13 protein-coding genes are annotated in these 16,094 nt (G+C 57.9%); 6 read left to right on the plus strand and 7 right to left on the minus strand.

All coding sequences use genetic code 11. The annotated features are described in order from the left end of the window. The first annotated feature begins 27 nt into the window (after positions 1–27). Positions 28–987, plus strand: coding sequence for a sugar phosphate isomerase/epimerase family protein (locus VGM18_15795; GenBank protein ID HEY3974466.1), 960 nt, complete (start codon positions 28–30; stop codon positions 985–987). A 96-nt stretch (positions 988–1,083) separates the two neighbouring features. Here VGM18_15795 and VGM18_15800 read toward each other — a convergent pair whose 3' ends face one another. Continuing rightward, positions 1,084–3,897 carry a serine/threonine-protein kinase gene (locus tag VGM18_15800; protein ID HEY3974467.1) on the minus strand — a complete coding sequence of 938 codons (2,814 nt, stop codon included), beginning with the start codon at positions 3,895–3,897 and terminating at the stop codon, positions 1,084–1,086. A gap of 211 nt (positions 3,898–4,108) precedes the next feature. Here VGM18_15800 and VGM18_15805 point away from each other — a divergent pair, with 211 nt between their 5' ends. From VGM18_15805 to VGM18_15815, 3 genes are read left to right on the plus strand one after another with little or no spacing between them, the layout of a single operon-like run. Beyond that, a complete protein-coding gene (locus VGM18_15805) occupies positions 4,109–5,671 on the plus strand; it encodes a hypothetical protein (protein ID HEY3974468.1) in 1,563 nt (520 codons plus the stop codon). 24 nt (positions 5,672–5,695) lie between these two features. After that, a complete protein-coding gene (locus VGM18_15810; GenBank protein HEY3974469.1) occupies positions 5,696–5,950 on the plus strand; it encodes a type II toxin-antitoxin system VapB family antitoxin in 255 nt (84 codons plus the stop codon). Beyond that, positions 5,947–6,339 (plus strand): type II toxin-antitoxin system VapC family toxin, encoded by a 393-nt coding sequence (locus VGM18_15815; GenBank protein ID HEY3974470.1) that lies wholly within the window; start codon positions 5,947–5,949, stop codon positions 6,337–6,339. The genes VGM18_15810 and VGM18_15815 overlap by 4 nt, the downstream gene beginning before the upstream one ends. 40 nt (positions 6,340–6,379) lie before the next feature. Here VGM18_15815 and glmS read toward each other — a convergent pair whose 3' ends face one another. From glmS to VGM18_15830, 3 genes are all read right to left on the minus strand, one after another. Next, positions 6,380–8,269, minus strand: coding sequence for a glutamine--fructose-6-phosphate transaminase (isomerizing) (gene glmS, locus VGM18_15820; protein ID HEY3974471.1), 1,890 nt, complete (start codon positions 8,267–8,269; stop codon positions 6,380–6,382). Between the two features lie 44 nt (positions 8,270–8,313). Continuing rightward, a complete protein-coding gene (purS, locus tag VGM18_15825; protein HEY3974472.1) occupies positions 8,314–8,559 on the minus strand; it encodes a phosphoribosylformylglycinamidine synthase subunit PurS in 246 nt (81 codons plus the stop codon). A gap of 154 nt (positions 8,560–8,713) precedes the next feature. Continuing rightward, a complete protein-coding gene (locus tag VGM18_15830) occupies positions 8,714–9,097 on the minus strand; it encodes a hypothetical protein (protein HEY3974473.1) in 384 nt (127 codons plus the stop codon). 266 nt (positions 9,098–9,363) lie between these two features. On the opposite strand from VGM18_15830, the gene VGM18_15835 reads away from it, so the two are divergent. Next, positions 9,364–11,343, plus strand: coding sequence for a sigma 54-interacting transcriptional regulator (locus tag VGM18_15835; protein HEY3974474.1), 1,980 nt, complete (start codon positions 9,364–9,366; stop codon positions 11,341–11,343). Between the two features lie 478 nt (positions 11,344–11,821). Next, the gene (locus VGM18_15840; protein ID HEY3974475.1) at positions 11,822–12,832 is read left to right on the plus strand and encodes a Crp/Fnr family transcriptional regulator; all 1,011 of its coding nucleotides are present in this window, start codon (positions 11,822–11,824) and stop codon (positions 12,830–12,832) included. 305 nt (positions 12,833–13,137) lie between these two features. On the opposite strand, the gene VGM18_15845 is transcribed toward VGM18_15840, so the two are convergent. From VGM18_15845 to VGM18_15855, 3 genes are all read right to left on the minus strand, one after another. Beyond that, positions 13,138–13,917 carry a LytTR family DNA-binding domain-containing protein gene (locus tag VGM18_15845; GenBank protein ID HEY3974476.1) on the minus strand — a complete coding sequence of 260 codons (780 nt, stop codon included), beginning with the start codon at positions 13,915–13,917 and terminating at the stop codon, positions 13,138–13,140. A 231-nt stretch (positions 13,918–14,148) separates the two neighbouring features. Beyond that, complete coding sequence (locus VGM18_15850) at positions 14,149–14,814, minus strand: hypothetical protein (protein ID HEY3974477.1); 666 nt, start codon at positions 14,812–14,814, stop codon at positions 14,149–14,151. 97 nt (positions 14,815–14,911) lie between these two features. Next, complete coding sequence (locus tag VGM18_15855; GenBank protein HEY3974478.1) at positions 14,912–16,093, minus strand: acetyl-CoA C-acetyltransferase; 1,182 nt, start codon at positions 16,091–16,093, stop codon at positions 14,912–14,914. Position 16,094: the final 1 nt, after the last annotated feature.

Here is a 16,094-nt window from a genome sequence, read left to right on the forward strand (position 1 = left end):
CGCCACTCCGTCTACAATACCCTCGCCATGTACACGCCCCTCAACCGCCGCCAATTCCTCTACACCGGAGCCGCAGCCAGCATCGCGGGGTCGACAGCAGGCAAGCTGCTTGTTCGCCCAACTCCCACGCCCGAGCGTAAGTTCTACGCCAATCTGAACCTGGGACGGCTGGGGTTTCAGGCGAGTTTCCCCGAGTCCGTGGAGCTGGCTACCAACCATGGTTTCGAGGGAGTGGCTCCCAACGTGGGTTATTTCGCTTCGCTGAACGACGATGCATTGCAGCGTCTCCTCGACGATCTGCGAAAACGAAGGCTGAGGCTCGGGGCGGCTGATTTGCCGGTGGATTTTCGGAAGGATTCAGCGACCTTCGATGCCGATTTTGCGAAACTTCCCGCCGCCGCGGCCGTTCTGGAAAAGGTAGGAATTTTGCGGGTCAACACCTACATTCTGCCTTGCAGCGACGACCTCACTTACTTGCAGAACTTTCGCGAGCACACCCAGCGTCTGCGGCAATGCGCGCAAGTGCTCGCCGACCACAATCAGAAACTCGGCCTGGAGTATGTCTCACCGCGGACACTGTGGCGCAGCCAGCGGCAACCCTTCATCCACACTATGAGCGAAACCAAGGAACTGCTCGCCGCCATCGGCACGAATAATATCTGCATTCAGCTCGACAGCTGGCATTGGTTCAACGCGGAAGAAACTGCGCAGGATATTTTGTCGTTGCGCGGGCAGGATGTAATGGCCGTCGATTTGAACGATGCCCCGGCCGGCCTCACGCTCGATCAATACCACGACGACCATCGCGAGTTACCTGCTGCCACCGGAGTGATCCCGATCAAACAATTTCTCGATGCGTTGCTCCAGATCGGCTATGACGGTCCCATCCAGGCCGAACCGTTTAACGCCGCCCTGCGCGCAATGCCCATCGACCAGGCCTGCGCCGCAGCTTCCGCTGCATTGAAAAAAGCGTTCAGTCTGACTTAGCCGAGATGCGGGCTGACGCGTCAGTGCCCGACTCGCCTCGGCTCCGGAGGGCGAGAAAAAATCAAGTTATTTTGAAATGCGCGGTACTGGCCGGCCTCACTCCGTTTCCACCTTCCACAACGGCTCTCCGCCCAACGAATGGTAGAAGCCCCATCCGGCAATTGCCACCACGCTCAACAGCGCCGCGATCGACGTTGGCATGTACCACGCGGAGATGTCGGCGGAAAACGGCACATTGATTAACATGTCGATGGTGAAGATCGCGCAAGCCAGCGGTATCAGGCCAAAGCGCAACACAATCAGCAGCGCGATGCCATACACCAGAATCTGGGCTGGCAGTTCGATCGACATATAGGAACTGCTCAGTCCTCTGGGTACGGCAAAGATTGCAACAAAGGCAATGGCTGCTATCCATTCCTTGCGCAGCAACACCTTCAACCCAAGCAGTAAAAGAAAGAAGACAAGCGTGCTTTGAATCGACTGCGGCCATTCCCGCAGCCATCCTCCCAGCGCGACGCGTCCGCCCATGAGCACGTCGGTCGAGCCCATGCCCGGCGCTGCGCCCATGTGCATCATCGGGATGTAGCGAATGTCAAAGACCAGAATCCATCCCACACCCAGAGCCACGCCAAGCAGAATGTCTCGTCCTACCACGGGATCGCGCCACGTCCCGGCCAGCAGCCGACTCCACGAGATGATTGTCTTCGGCCATTGCCGTCGCACCCAGGGCTCCACGGCCATGTACAAAGTCCACATCACTGCCGACAAAAATAACGCTGTACTCAGCGCAATGATTGAGAGGCCGAGCGTGTCGCCGATGTCAGGAAGATGGCTGCGGCAGAAAAACAACGCCATCTCCATCAGGAATATGACGATCGCCAATCGAAGTGCACCCCGTCGATCTCCGCGGCCGTGACGATAGTTTCTGCGGGCCAGTAAAACCGACCCCACTAAGGCCGAAACCAGCAAGCAGATCCTGATGATGCGTTCCAGTTTTTCGCCGAAGCTTTTTGTTTCCGTGCTGATCATCCGCTCGGGCTTGGTCCACTCGCCGATCAGGGCAAAAGCTACGGGCTTGCCTTGGAACGACGCCGCTTCCACCCGCAGCGGGCGTGTTGTTCCCGGCCATACCCCGGTCCAGGCCACGCGCGTATCGGAAGAGGCCAGCGAGTTCCAGAGCGGCGGCGCGGGCTGAAATTTGGATTCATCAATACCAGCCGCGTTAAACAAAATGTTCCAGTCGTAGGCCGTTCCGGCGGGCGCAACCGCAGCGTCGGCTGCGTCTTTCTTGTCTGTCACTTTGTTTTTGTCCTGTAACTTCTCCGCCGGGATCGCCTGAAAATAGGTCAGCCGCCCCTGCGGATCGAGCCGCACATTGATCATGCCCGAGAGCACCGGCGGGGGATCATCCCAAGTCAGGACCCCCGGTGTCAGCAGATTGTCCCGGAAGCCGTTCGCGACCATGTCGTCCGGACTCTGCCGATACCAGTACGACAGCAGCGAAGGTCGAGCGGTGAGTACCGCGTTCCAATCGGGATGTGGTTTGTCATTCTTCTCCACCCAATCCTGGAAGTCGCCATCGATGTTGAGTCCATGAGCACTGTCCGCTGGCCGCCCGTCATACCCCAGCCGAGCAATCACCTCGCGGGATTTCTGCGTGAGAACTTCCGGAGTCAGATCGAGCCCCATCTTGTCGTAGGAGTTGTAATGAACAGAGAAGTAGATGGCTGCCACCAGTCCCAGCAGAACCCCCGCCAATATGGCGATTGCGACTCGTGGACGCAGTCCCTCGGTTTCTCCCGAAGCCGCCACCAGTTGGGGCGAGGGCGTTTCTCCCGCGGCCAGCGCCGCGGCCAATGGATCGCCGCCCGGCAGCGCCGCAGCTACAGCCAGCGCCGTCGCCGGACGCGCGGCTGGTTCGATCTCCAGGCAGCGTAGAATGACCTTCTCCACGATCGGATCGAGATCCTTCACTACCGAAGACGGCCGGCTCGGTGTGCGGTCGGCTGGAGCGGCCAGCGCGCCCACAGTCTTTTCCGCAAATGCCCGCTTGCCGGTGAAGACCTCATACAACACCAGCCCAAGCGCGTAAACATCGCTGCGCGTGCTGACTTCTTTGCCCGCCAGCTGTTCGGGCGCCATGTAGGCCGGAGTGCCGCTGCGCACATCCGCGGCGCGGATGTCATCGGCGATTCCCGCGAGACCGAAATCCGTGATCACAACCTGCCCGCGCCCGTCGAGCATAATGTTGGCCGGCTTCAGGTCGCGATGCAGCACGCCCTTAGCGTGCGCGGCGGCGAGTCCCGCGCAAAGATGGCGGGAGATGTCGAGCGCCTTATCTGGCGGAAGTCTTCCGATTCGCCGCAGCAGGGAAGCGAGATCTTCGCCATCTACATATTCCATCGTGAAAAACGTTTGACCATCTACCTCGCCCACGTCGTAAACGCGGCACACGTTGGGATGCGAGACCCGGCGCGCGATACGCACCTCATTGCGAAAGCGCTCTAACAGGCTTTCGTCCCGGGCCGCTTCATCGGGCAAGAACTTCAGCGCGACTGCCTGCCCAAGGGTAAGGTCATCAGCCCGATAGACCTCGCCCATGCCGCCCTTGCCGAGCAACGCGATGATTCGATAGCGCCCCAACAGAAGGCGTCCGGGAAGAAAGCGGCCTTCGTTCAGCGAGTACTCAGCGGAACTGGAATTCCGAGACGAAGACTGCCCCGACGAAGGCTGCAAGGACGAAGGCCGTCGTGACGAAGATCCAGAAGCCGGCCGCGGAGGCAGTGGGGAAGTCTGGGTGGCAAAGTCGATAGTGGCCGCATCGCCGCTATTTGCGACCGGCGCTCCGCAGGACGAGCAGAAGCGCATGTTCCCGGACAATTCAGTTCCGCAAGCAACGCAGTTGGCCATAATTTTCCCGTACAGTTTAACTCAGGCGTCGGGCATGGGGCGTCAGGCAACGGGCGTCAGACCTCAGACTTTACCTTTAAACCTCAGACCAATATTTGATGCGGCGCTTCTTGTTGTGCTCGCGGCCTGCGGCATCTGCGGTCCGACGCCCGAGGTCCGAGGGTCCGACGCCTGCCGTCCGACGCCCGCTTCTGTATTACCATCCAAGGCAATGACTTCACGCTTGGGGTACTGGCTGAAAGATCCCGTGATCTTGTTGTGCCTGGCTGCGGGATTGCTCGCTTTTGTAGTTCAGTCTGGCGAACTGGGCACGGCCGATACCATGCATCGGCTGCAAACCACCCACTGGCTCTGGACCTCGGAGCCTCAAGTATTTCCCAACGAATATCCTGAGTTCGGCCTTCCCGGCCGCGGGGGGCGCATCTTCAGCTGGTACGGCATTGGCCAATCTTTGCTTATGTTGCCCGCCGACATCATCGCCACTTGGGTTTCGCACTGGCATATTTTTTCTGGTTACGAAGATGATCCCGCCGTCCGCAGCATCATCGTCAGCTACAGCATGAATATTCTGTTGAACGTGCTCACCGCGCTGGTCGCCTTCCGCATCCTGCGTCAGTTGCGCTTCAGCCTCAAGGAATCCATCGCCGGCGTGCTTGCCCTGCTCTTCTGCACGACCCATCTGCACTACACGCAGAACATGCAGGAGAACAATTACATCATGCTGCTGACGCTGGTGGGATTCTCCTTCCAGTATGAGTGGCTTCGCACCGCCAGCCGCCAGGCCCTGTTCGTGGGTTCGGCTGCGCTCGGCCTGAATCTTTTGACTCGTGTTACGACCGGCCTCGACCTGATTGCGGCGGGCGTCTTCCTGTTGACGATACTTTGGCTGGAGCAAACTCGCGAACGGGGCCTGTGGCGGCGATTCGTGGCGTATTGCAAAATCGCGGTGCCGGTCTATGCTTTCTTTGCGATTCTCGAACGCCTCTACAACTTCTATCGTTTCGGATCGCTGACCGGAACCTATATCCCGATTTTCGCACGAGTGCAACGCCTGCAAGATCCTGCTTTGCCGACAAACTTTCCCTGGAGCACTCCCTTTCATGAAGGCGTTCTCGGCGCTCTCTTCAAGCCCGAAAAATCGATCTTCCTCTTCGATCCTCTGCTGTTGCTCGCGCTCGCACTCCTCGCACTGTTGTGGAAACGCCTCGCCGTCGAGGTGCGCGCTTACGCTGCGACTGCGCTGCTGCTACTCGCCGGCTACATCTGCTTCTATGCGCCTTACACCTACTGGGCGGGAGATTTTTCCTGGGGCGACCGCTACGTTTCTACCTCGGTCGAAATGGTCGCGCTTCTCGCCGTGCCAATCTTGTTGCAGCAGCGCGCGAATCTCAGATCATGGGTCTGGCGCGGCGGCATCGTGCTCATCGCCGTCAGCCTCGTCATCCAGATCGCATCGCTCGCATTCTGGCTGCCGCTGGAAATCTACCAGATGGAGACGCTCGGCCATCCCACGTTCGTGATCGCACTCCGCTTTAAAAACATCGTCGCATTCGTCCTCGGCAAGATGGATGCCTGGGGACTGAACAATGAAGCCATGACCCAGGACGCGTGGGACTACGTTCACATCACGACCTGGAATTTGTTTCCATTCCTGCTGCATCACGTGGGAGCGGTGGCGGGTTGGGTGGTGGCGACGGCGTTCGCGGTGTTGCTGGCGGGAATCGCGGCACTAGTGTTTGTGATGGCGCGGTTGCTACTTATGGTAGACTGGTAGAATCGTGATGGTAGAATGGTAGATATGAGTCTAAATATCAAGAATGAGAAAACCCACCGCCTCGTTCGGCAATTAGCGCGGATAACGGGCGAGAGCATGACGGCCGCGGTTGAGCAGGCGGTTCGCGAGCGCTTGGAGCGCGTGCGAAGGGAAGCCCAAACGGGAAGGGTGCAACGAATTCTGGAAATCGGAAAAGAGTGCGCTGCGCATCTTCCGGAACCTTACCGTTCCATCGATCACGGGGAACTATTGTATGACGAGAAAGGGCTGCCGAAATGATCGTCGATACGTCGGCAATCATTGCGATCCTGCGCGACGAACCGGAATCGCCGGTATTAGCACAAGCCGTGGACCGCGCAAAAAGGTGCCGCATTTCCGCGGTGAGCTATGTCGAGGCCGCAGTGGTCATCGACAGCGGCCGAAGCCCGATCTCAAGTCGCCGTTTTGACGACTTTGTCCGCGAACTCGAAATCGTGATCGAACCCGTAACCGCTGACCAAGCGCGGATCGCTCGGGATGCCTACCGGGATTGGGGCAAGGGGCGTCACAAGGCAGGCCTAAATCTCGGCGATTGCTTCGCTTATGCATTGGCAAAAGCAGCCGGTGAGCCGTTGCTATTTAAGGGCAATGACTTTCGGCATACCGATATCGAACCAGCCCAAGATTAGTGGCAAATTATCGTTTGACCGCTCTAATTCGGCATCACGCCTATTCCACCGTCACCGATTTCGCCAGGTTCCTCGGTTGATCCACGTCGCAGCCGCGTCGGACCGCAATGTGATAGGCCAGCAGTTGCAGCGGAACAATCTCCAGAATCGGCGCTAACTCCTCCGGTGCCGCGGGAACATATACCACGTGGTCCGCGGATTCTTTGATCTCTTCGTCGCCTTCGGTGGCCAGCGCGATCACCACTCCCGAACGCGCTTTTACTTCCTTCAGGTTCGAGATGGTTTTCTCGTAGCGCAGCACCGATCCGGGATTGTTCACGTCCCGTGTTGCAATGATCACTACCGGCAGATTCTCGTCGATCAATGCGTTGGGCCCATGCTTCATCTCGCCCGCGGGATATCCTTCAGCATGGATGTAGGAAACCTCTTTCAGCTTGAGCGCGCCTTCCAGCGCAATCGGATAATGAATGCCGCGCCCCAAGAATAAAAAGTCGTGGACTTTTTGGTAGCGTTTCGCAAGTTCGTCGCAAGCCGCATCCTCAGCCAGGACTTGCTCGAGTTTGGCCGGGATGCGGGTGAGTTCCTGCATCGCCGCCCGCGCCTGCTCTCCGGTCATCACGCCGCGCACCTGCGCCAGGTACATCGCGAAGACATACAACGCGGTAAGTTGTCCGGTGAAAGCCTTGGTCGATGCCACGCCAATCTCCGGCCCGGCATGGGTGTAAATCGTGCCGGCAGCTTCGCGCGTAATCATCGATCCTACGACGTTGCAGATGGCCAGCGTCTTCGACCCTTTGGCCTTGGCCTCACGCTGAGCGGCGATCGTGTCGGCGGTTTCGCCAGATTGCGAAATGACCAGCGTAATCGTCTGCTGTTCCACGATCGGATTGCGGTAGCGCCATTCGCTGGCATAGTCCACTTCGACCGGCACGCGCGCCAGCGTTTCGATCATGAATTTTCCCGCCTGCCCCGCGTGCCAACTGGTTCCGCAAGCAATGATGTTGATCTTTTCCGCATCGCGAAACTCGGCTTCGCTGATCTCCATCTGATCGAGAAAAATGTGTCCCGTATCCTGCGACACGCGGCCCAGGGCAGTTTCTTGAACCGCGCGCGGCTGCTCGTAAATTTCCTTGAGCATGAAATGCTTGAAGCCGCCTTTCTCCGCCAGAATGGGATCCCAGGTCACATGCTGGATTTGCCGCCGCACCGGCCGGCCGTCGAAATCCGAGAGATGCACTCCGTCCGGCGTCACCACGGCCAGGTCGCCGTCCGCCAGAAAGAAAATATCGCGCGTGTGATGCAGGATGGCGGGCACATCCGACGCCACAAAATATTCGTCGTTCCCTAATCCAATCACCGCGGGTGGACCGTTGCGCGCCGCCACGATCTTGTTCGGTTCGTCGGCTGAAATCACTCCGAGCGCGAAAACCCCGGTCAGCTCTTTCACCGCCAGTCGCACGGCGTCTTCCAGCGAAACATGCTCCTTTGAAACATGGCGTCCGTTTCCCGACGCCACGGAATACTTCTCCACCAGATGCGCGATGATTTCAGTGTCGGTCTCAGTAGTGAACTTGTGCCCTTCTTCGATGAGCTTCTTCTTCAGGCTGAGATAGTTTTCTACAATCCCGTTGTGCACTACCACGATCCGGCCGGTGCAGTCGCGATGAGGGTGCGCGTTTTCTTCGGTGGGGCGGCCGTGAGTAGCCCAGCGGGTGTGGCCGATTCCATAGCTGCCGTCCAGCGGCTTCTGCCGAATGACATCCTCCAGATTTCGCAGCTTGCCCTCGGCGCGCCGCAACTGCAATCCTTCGCCATCGCCGGCAACAGCTATGCCCGCGGAGTCGTAGCCGCGATATTCCAGCCGGCGCAGTCCCTCGATGATGACGGGGACCACACTCTTCTTACCGACATACCCGACAATGCCACACATGGAAAAACCTCAAAGGAATTCCCGGCCGAGCTTAGTCGCCCAGCTTACTCGGCCAGGGAGAAACGAAATTCTTCAATGACGGGATTGGTCAGCACTTCGCGGGCGATGCGCTCGACCTCAGACTGCGCCTCTTCGCGTGACAGGCCGCCGTCCAGTGTGAGCTCAAAATATTTCCCCTGCCGCACGCCCTCCAGACCCTTATATCCCATCTTTTTGAGCGCGCCCTGAATGGTTTTGCCCTGAGGATCGAGAACGCTTTTCTTGAGCGAGACGTAGACGTAGGCTGTCATAAAAAAATCATTATAAATGACTAACTTCGGGCGTCAGGCGTCAGACCTCGGGAGGCTGTAGTTCTTGGAAATTTGAAGCCGGAGTCTTGTTCTGAAGTCTCGAGATCGGATTCGCGGCCTAGCGCCTGAGGTCCGACGCCCAGCGCCCGCTCTTTCACTTCTTTAACTTCCCATCCAATTCAATAAGGGAGTCTTCGAGAAGTTTGCGGTGTCGGGAATTCTCAGTCGTCTCCAGTTGCTGAAGAACCCTTTGCCGTGCCAGACGCAGGATCTCTTTTTCCCGCCATTGTGCCGCCTCCTCCGCGCTCATCCGTCCCCGACTCGGGGACGGCTTCTCGCTCGCCTCCTCCTGCTGCGCCTCTACGGATTTGCTTTCCCAGCCGCGTGCCACCTGCTGATTATAGAGTGTGACGGATGGCTGCTTCACCAACTCAGAAGTCTTTCTCGGGAGTCTCTCTCGGGAGTCTCTGCCATCCTCGATGGAAACCAGATCCGAACCAGAACGAATCAAGAAAGGAACTTGTGCGCATTCGTTCATAACGGGTTTATAATGCGCATGTACCTGGGGACGTTCGGGGGCGACCGAACGCCAGTCTGCCTTTGAGGGGGAGGCAGCGAAGGTGGGATTTTTGTTCCCTGTTCACCCCTCAGCTCCAAGCGTAAAATCCGACTGCCTGTATACCTTCACACGTTCCCGCGTGGTGAAATCGTTATCTGTCGTCGATTTTCTCGCTCTCAGTCGAATCCAACAACCCATCTTCCGGCCGACGACCGTCGATTCTCGCTTCCCGGGAAAGGTTTCTTATGTCTGAACCTGCCTCCTTCGGATTCGACAACGCCCTTCTGCGACCCGCAGCCTTTTCCGACCCGGAGAGGGTACTCGAGGCCTATTACGGTTCCTCGACGGTCGGTCTTGCCATCTTGGACACTGAGCATCGCTATCTCGCGGTCAACTGCAGACTCGCCGAAATCAATGGTGTTCCTGCACCTGAACACCTCGGTAAGACGATCAAGGAAGTCCTGGGAGATTTCGCCGATGCGGTCGCGCCGAAGCTTCAGCGCGCGATTTCTGAAAGGGAACCGGTCAACTTTGAGATTTCCGCCATGCTCCCTGCACGAAACGAACCCGCCTGCTGGATCGTCCACTACCTTCCTATTCTGAACGCCACCGGAGATGTTTCGCGGGTGGGCGCCGTGGTGGTCGAAACCACTGCCGAAAAGATGCTGGAGCGATCCTTGCACGACGTTGACAGCAAATTACACAAAGAAATGGACCGGCTCCAGATGGTGCTCGACGTGAGTAAGATCCTGGCGACTACATGGAACTTGCAGCACATTTTCCCTCAGATCTCGGCCCGCATCCGCCGCGTCTTGTGGCACGAATACGCCGGGTTCGAGTTGTATGAGGCTAATACCGGGCTGCTTATCCGCCAGGCCGAAGACTTCCCGCTCGGCAAGGGCCTGCTTACATCCCTACCCATCAGTCCACACAACAGTCCCGGTGGCCACGCCCTGCAAATGCTCACCCCGCTAATCTTCTCCAAGGACCAGATGCTGGGCTTCGAGGCCGAGATCACCAAGAACTTTCTGGCCGAGGGACTGCAATCCCTGTGCTGCGTTCCGCTTGCCCTGCCCAATGGCGCGTTGGGAGTTCTGGAGCTTGCCAGTACGCGAGCCAATGCATTTCAGCCCGAAGACTTGACTCTGCTGAATCAGGTCGGCGCTCAATTTGCCCTGGCTCTGGAAAACCATCGAGCCGCAGCTGAGATTGAAACTCTCAAGGAGCGCCTCGCTGACGAGAAGAAATATCTGGAGGGAGAAACTCGCCCTAAAGCCCATTTCTCCGAGATCGTAGGCGATAGTCCCGCGCTCCACAAAGTACTCGACCAGATCTCTACGGTTGCTCCCAGTCATGCCACAGTGTTGATACTGGGAGAAACCGGCACCGGTAAGGAGTTAGTCGCCCGCGCTATCCATCGCTTGAGCCGCAGGGAGGAAGGACCCTTCATCAAAGTCAACTGCGCTGCCATCCCCACTGGCCTGCTGGAGAGCGAATTGTTCGGCCACGAGAAGGGCGCGTTCACCGGTGCGGTCAGCCAGAAAGTCGGGCGCATGGAACTGGCCGACGGCGGCACTCTGTTTCTTGACGAAGTTGGTGAAATTCCTCTTGAGCTCCAGCCCAAGCTGCTGCGCGTACTTCAGGATCAGGAGTTTGAACGGCTGGGCAGCAATCGCACGATCAAAGTGAACCTGCGTTTAATTGCCGCCACCAATCGAGATTTGGCCAGAGGAATCGCCCTGCATGAATTTCGCAGCGACCTCTTTTACCGTCTCAGCGTGTTTCCCATTCGCGTGCCTCCCCTGCGCGAACGCCGGGAGGATATTCCGCTGCTCGTCCGGCACTACGTTCACAAATTCGCTCAGCGCATGGAACGCCCCATCGAAACCATTCCCCGCGAAACCATGAAAGCCTTGACCGAGTGGTCCTGGCCCGGCAATGTTCGCGAACTCGAGAATCTCATGGAGCGCTCCGTCATTCTGAGCGACGGCAATGCCCTGCACGTCCCCTTATCGGAAATGCACAGTGAAGTCCATCTTCCGTCAGCCCAGAACCATACCTTGGATAGCGCCGAGCGTGAGCACATCCTTCGCGTTCTGCGGGAGACCCGCGGCACCATCGCCGGCCCCGACGGCGCTGCGCGCCGCCTCGGACTCAAACGCACTACCTTGCAGTCCAAAATGCAGCGCCTAAAAATCAATCGCCAGGACTACATGGGATCGTAAACGGTGTCCTTGTCTCAACAGGGACGGGTTCAAACAACTCCTAAAGAAAAATTAGGCAATACCCAGTGGGTGTCACCGTGACGGCTAATCGGCAGAGTGCCGATTTCTTAAGCCTTTTTTCCAGACTAGTCCGGCCTTTCTGTTTTGGAACTTGTTCCAAACACGGAAGTTCCCGCGTTCTGCCTCTCTTCCCGTTTACGGAACCCTGCGTGCACAGGATCAAATCACTCTGCTCTGGCCAGCCCATGTTCCTGTTCCTGCCTCGCAGAGTCGTCCGTTCCCCCAGAAATCAGTTCCCGGCGCATGACGCCGGTTGCTTGGGAGTAAAGAAGTGTTGGCCACTAACAAATGTTTAGCTCTGAACGCACCCTCGAGTCCGTTCCTTGAAACGGCTTCAATTCCGCTGCTCCCACCACAGCTCCCGTCGCGCGACCATTCCGACCTGATTACGGGATGGGCCCTGCGGAGGGCTCAGCCTTTGCCCGATAACTCGGGTCTCAATCGACCCGTCGCTCCAGACGTTCAACCCAGCCCATCGACTCCCCGAAGGGAAATCGATCCCCTTTATCTGTTCGCCTGCCGCCTGGCGTGGGAACAGCAGGAAGAGCCGAGCGCTGCCTGGGAGTTGCTGGCGGCCGCTCAGAGTTCCGACGGCGATGCTCGCGCTTATGCTCGCGCCCTCATCGCCAGTTCGCCTCAACTCGGAGGCCTGGGTACGAGTTCGGTTGGCACGACCAGACAAAAGCGGCAGGCCGCCAAGGAGAAAGATATGAATGCACCTTATGGACTCGACATAGTCGATAACTGCACCGAGTGTCCTTACACGAATGCCAGCTTTTTTTGTGGTTTTTCCGAGTCCGTACGCCAGGCGCTGAACGAAGTTAGTCACAAGAGCATCCTGCCGGCCGGAGCGATCCTGTTTGTCGAAGGGCAGAGTCCGCGCGGAATGTTCATCTTGTGCTCGGGCCGCGTCAATCTTTCCACCGCGTCCCGGGAAGGCAAGATCCTGATTCTGAAAAGCGCCCAAGCGGGCGAGGCCCTTGGCCTGAGCGCGACCGTTTCGGGCATGGGATACGAAGCGACGGCCGAAACGGCAACGCCCTGCCAGTTGAACTTTGTGGATCGTAACCACTACCTCGAACTGATGCAGGCACACAGCGAGGTCGGCCTGCACGCGGCGCAGTGTTTGAGTCGCGACTTCCAGTCCGCCTATCGCGACATTCACGATCTGGTGCTCACGCGTTCTTCCGCCGGAAAACTCGCCAGGCTGCTGCTCTCGCACTCGCCGGCGCAGGCCCCGGAAATCGCATCCGCGGAATCGCGCGTCCATTCGGCGATGACTCACGAAGAGATGGCGCAGCGCATCGGCTCGTCCCGGGAGACCGTCACTCGATTGTTAAGCAATCTCAGGAAAAAGCAGTTGATTCGTTTGGAGGGGCCGACCTTGATTATTCGCGATAGGACTGCATTGGAAGCTTTGGCCGTATAGCCCTCCCCCCCGGCTAAACCGGAGGGCGACTTTCTGGTTTGGAGTCGTCCTCCGGATGTTGAATTGTTCTAAACAATGCTCCGCGTTTCTTTTAAAGCGGAACAAAACGACTGAGAAAACAGCGACTCAAAAGAATGTATTCTGGCACCCTGATCAACGATCTGCTGACTATTTCTGAGCGAGTGCAAAACGGTTCGCGCGGGCCAAGCCCGGATGGCTCGGACACAGACTGCCATTGCCATGAGCGGCGGGGCCATGAGAGGCAGGAGAATGAGAGGCGCGGCCAGGAGCGGCGGGGAGCGAACTCAGAGTCCGAACAGTTCCCGCAGTCGCTTGGTCTGAGCCCGGCTGACTGGAATCTCAGTCTGCTTCTTATCATCCATGCGCAGCTGATACGAACTCTTGAACCATGGTACTACCTCGCGGATGCGGTTGATGTTCACCAGATAGGAGCGGTGCGCCCGCCAGAAAAGGTTCGTGTCTAAACTGTCCAGCAACTCCTCCAGCGTCCGGCAATTGGACTGGCCTTCCATTCCTGCCACCCCTCCGGTCACCACCGTGATCACGCCGTCTTCGATCCACGCATAACAGATATCTCGCTGGTCCACCAGGAACATGCGTCCCACAGTCTTCAGCAGAACCTTCGCCGCCGGCTGCTTCTGAGACTCAATCATCCGTACCAGGGTTTCAATCTTCTCTGCCGGCAACCCATCCGCGTCCTGCTTGGCTCGCGCCTTTTGGATCGCCTGCGCCACCCGCTTCTTGTCGAACGGTTTCAGCAGATAATCGACCGCGTTCACTTCGAACGCTTTCACCGCATACTGATCAAAGGCGGTGGCAAATACAATCTTGGGTAGCGGGACTTTCTTATCGAGCAATTTCTTGATGACACCGAAGCCGTCCAGTCCCGGCATTTGGACGTCCAGAAACACCAAGTCCGGATTGTGTTCCTTGATGAGGCCGACGGCTTCCAGTCCGTTCTTACCCTGCGCCACGACATCGACATCGTCGGCATTCTTCAGCAGGTAGGCAAGTTCGTCGCGCGCCAGTTGCTCATCGTCCACGATTACAGCGGATAAAGCCATCGTCGCTCCGGACGCGACTCAAAGAATCGCTGAAATGAGTATAGTGCCCCATTTTTCCGCGCGCAATGCATGCGATATTAAGCGAGCAATCGCGTTCGATACTGAGTTTATGGCCAGTTGGTTTTCAAGACTGCGATTGTCACCCTGAACCGAGCCGTTCTTCAGGCGTATGGAAGGATCTGGGGTTCAAACGATGTGTGGACAGCGCCCACGCTTCTGTGACCGCCTCCCTTAATGGGGCCGCCCACCCATCTGACCCATCATTGCGCCCATATCGACCTTCTGATATCCCGCAGGCACTTCGAACAGGTTCGACGGCTGCGATCCTTCTTGAATGTTTGTCAGTTCAATGCCCCCGCCCGTGCCGCCCTCCGTCTTGATGACGCAATGCAATTTCGTATCCACCCAGTAGTATTCCTTACTTCCTTGGGCAGAAACGCCTTCATATTTCACCGCGCTGCGTCCGTGCAGTGAATCGCCGCCTACTTTGGTGCAACTGCCCCAGTTGGTATTAGTTCCCGACTGCTCCGCAACTTTCTTCCAGTGCGTGCAGGCGTCGTTCACATCGTCGACCCGCCAGAGTTGTGTGATCAGAGGCTTCTTCATCATGGGCGGCCACGAATCCATATACATGTGCCGCTCCGGCAGGACGATCAGCCACTTATTCTGCGCCTCATCGACTATGGCCGCGATCGGCCCCATCGCCGGATTTTGCCCCTGGACTTCGTACCGGACCTTGTCTTTTGTCGAGTAAATCTTCTTGATTCCCTCAGCGTCTGGTTTCTGATTAATAACGTCGGCGGAAAAATCCTGGCCCACGGCGAAATGACCGACCACCAGCAAGGCCACGAAACAGGAAACGCGAGCGAAAGATCGAAGCATGAAAGATCGAAGCACGGTCGAACCTCCTCAAAATATTCTGTGCAAAATATTCTGTGCGGAATATCCTGTGAAGATAAGGAACGCCGCTAGGGCCGCAAAATCATAATCCGGTTCAGACCACGTTTTCAAGCGCCAGCGCCATTCCCATGCCGCCGCTTACACAAAGCGTGGCCACACCCCGTTTCGTATTGCGCTTCAGCATTTCATGCAGCAGCGTCACGGTGATGCGCGTACCCGTACACCCAATCGGATGCCCGATCGCGATCGCCCCGCCATTCACATTCAGCCGTTCGCGATTCATATTCAATGTCCGGTCGCAGGCCAGCACCTGTGCCGCGAACGCTTCATTCAACTCGATCAGTCCAAATTCGTGCAACCTCAAGTTATGTTTCTCCTCCAACTTGCGCAGCGCCGGCACCGGACCAATCCCCATCGTCCGAGGATCGACGCCCGCTGACGCGACCGCGACAATCCGCGCTAGCGGCTTCAGACTGTTCTGCTTCACAAAATGCTCGCCGGCGACGACCACCGCCGCAGCCCCATCGGTGATTCCCGAGGAATTTCCCGCAGTGATCGTCCCGCTTTTCGAGAACACTGGCGCAAGCTTGCCAAGTTTCTCCAGACTCGCATCGGCAAAAGGATGCTCATCCTTCGCAAACGTAGTCGCGCCCTTTTTTCCTTCAATCGTCACCGGAACAATTTCGGCATCGAACCGTCCCGCCGCAATCGCCCGCGCCGCGCGGCTTTGCGACAGCAAAGCAAATTCATCCTGCTCTTCGCGCGTGATCTTGTATTGCTCCGCCAGCACTTCGGCGGTCTCGCCCATCACCATCTTGGCCAGCGGGCAGAAAAATCCGTCGCGATACATCCCGTCGACCATTTCCTGATTGCCCAGCCGGTATCCCCAGCGCGCCCCGTCGAAATAATAAGGAACCCGCGACATCGACTCCGTGCCGCCCGCCAGAATGCAGTTGGCATCGCCGAGAAGAATTGACTGATACGCCAGCGCAATCGACTTCATCCCCGACGCGCAAGCCTTGTTGACGGTAAACGCCGGAACCTCCTGCGGCACGCCGCTGCGCACCGAAATCTGCCGCGCCACATTCGGCCCACCCCCCGCCTGCCGCGCGCAGCCGAAAATCGCCTCGTCAATCTGCGCCGCCTCAACCCCAGCCCGCTCCATCGCCGCCTTCGCCGCGACCACGCCCATATCCGCCGCGGTCAAAGAAGCCAGTGCCCCGCCAAATTTCCCAATCGGCGTCCGCGCGCCCGAAAGAATGTAGACAGCCTGCAAA

Origin of the sequence: Candidatus Sulfotelmatobacter sp. (genome assembly GCA_036500765.1) — a bacterium.
Lineage (GTDB): Bacteria > Acidobacteriota > Terriglobia > Terriglobales > Acidobacteriaceae > Sulfotelmatobacter.

Bases quoted from the DNA above. Each gene is read 5' to 3' on its own strand.
- VGM18_15795 (HEY3974466.1), top strand. From the start codon at position 28: ATGTACACGCCCCTCAACCGCCGCCAATTCCTCTACACCGGAGCCGCA.
- VGM18_15800 (HEY3974467.1), bottom strand. From the start codon at position 3,897: ATGGCCAACTGCGTTGCTTGCGGAACTGAATTGTCCGGGAACATGCGC.
- VGM18_15805 (HEY3974468.1), top strand. From the start codon at position 4,109: ATGACTTCACGCTTGGGGTACTGGCTGAAAGATCCCGTGATCTTGTTG.
- VGM18_15810 (HEY3974469.1), top strand. From the start codon at position 5,696: ATGAGTCTAAATATCAAGAATGAGAAAACCCACCGCCTCGTTCGGCAA.
- VGM18_15815 (HEY3974470.1), top strand. From the start codon at position 5,947: ATGATCGTCGATACGTCGGCAATCATTGCGATCCTGCGCGACGAACCG.
- glmS (HEY3974471.1), bottom strand. From the start codon at position 8,269: ATGTGTGGCATTGTCGGGTATGTCGGTAAGAAGAGTGTGGTCCCCGTC.
- purS (HEY3974472.1), bottom strand. From the start codon at position 8,559: ATGACAGCCTACGTCTACGTCTCGCTCAAGAAAAGCGTTCTCGATCCT.
- VGM18_15830 (HEY3974473.1), bottom strand. From the start codon at position 9,097: ATGAACGAATGCGCACAAGTTCCTTTCTTGATTCGTTCTGGTTCGGAT.
- VGM18_15835 (HEY3974474.1), top strand. From the start codon at position 9,364: ATGTCTGAACCTGCCTCCTTCGGATTCGACAACGCCCTTCTGCGACCC.
- VGM18_15845 (HEY3974476.1), bottom strand. From the start codon at position 13,917: ATGGCTTTATCCGCTGTAATCGTGGACGATGAGCAACTGGCGCGCGAC.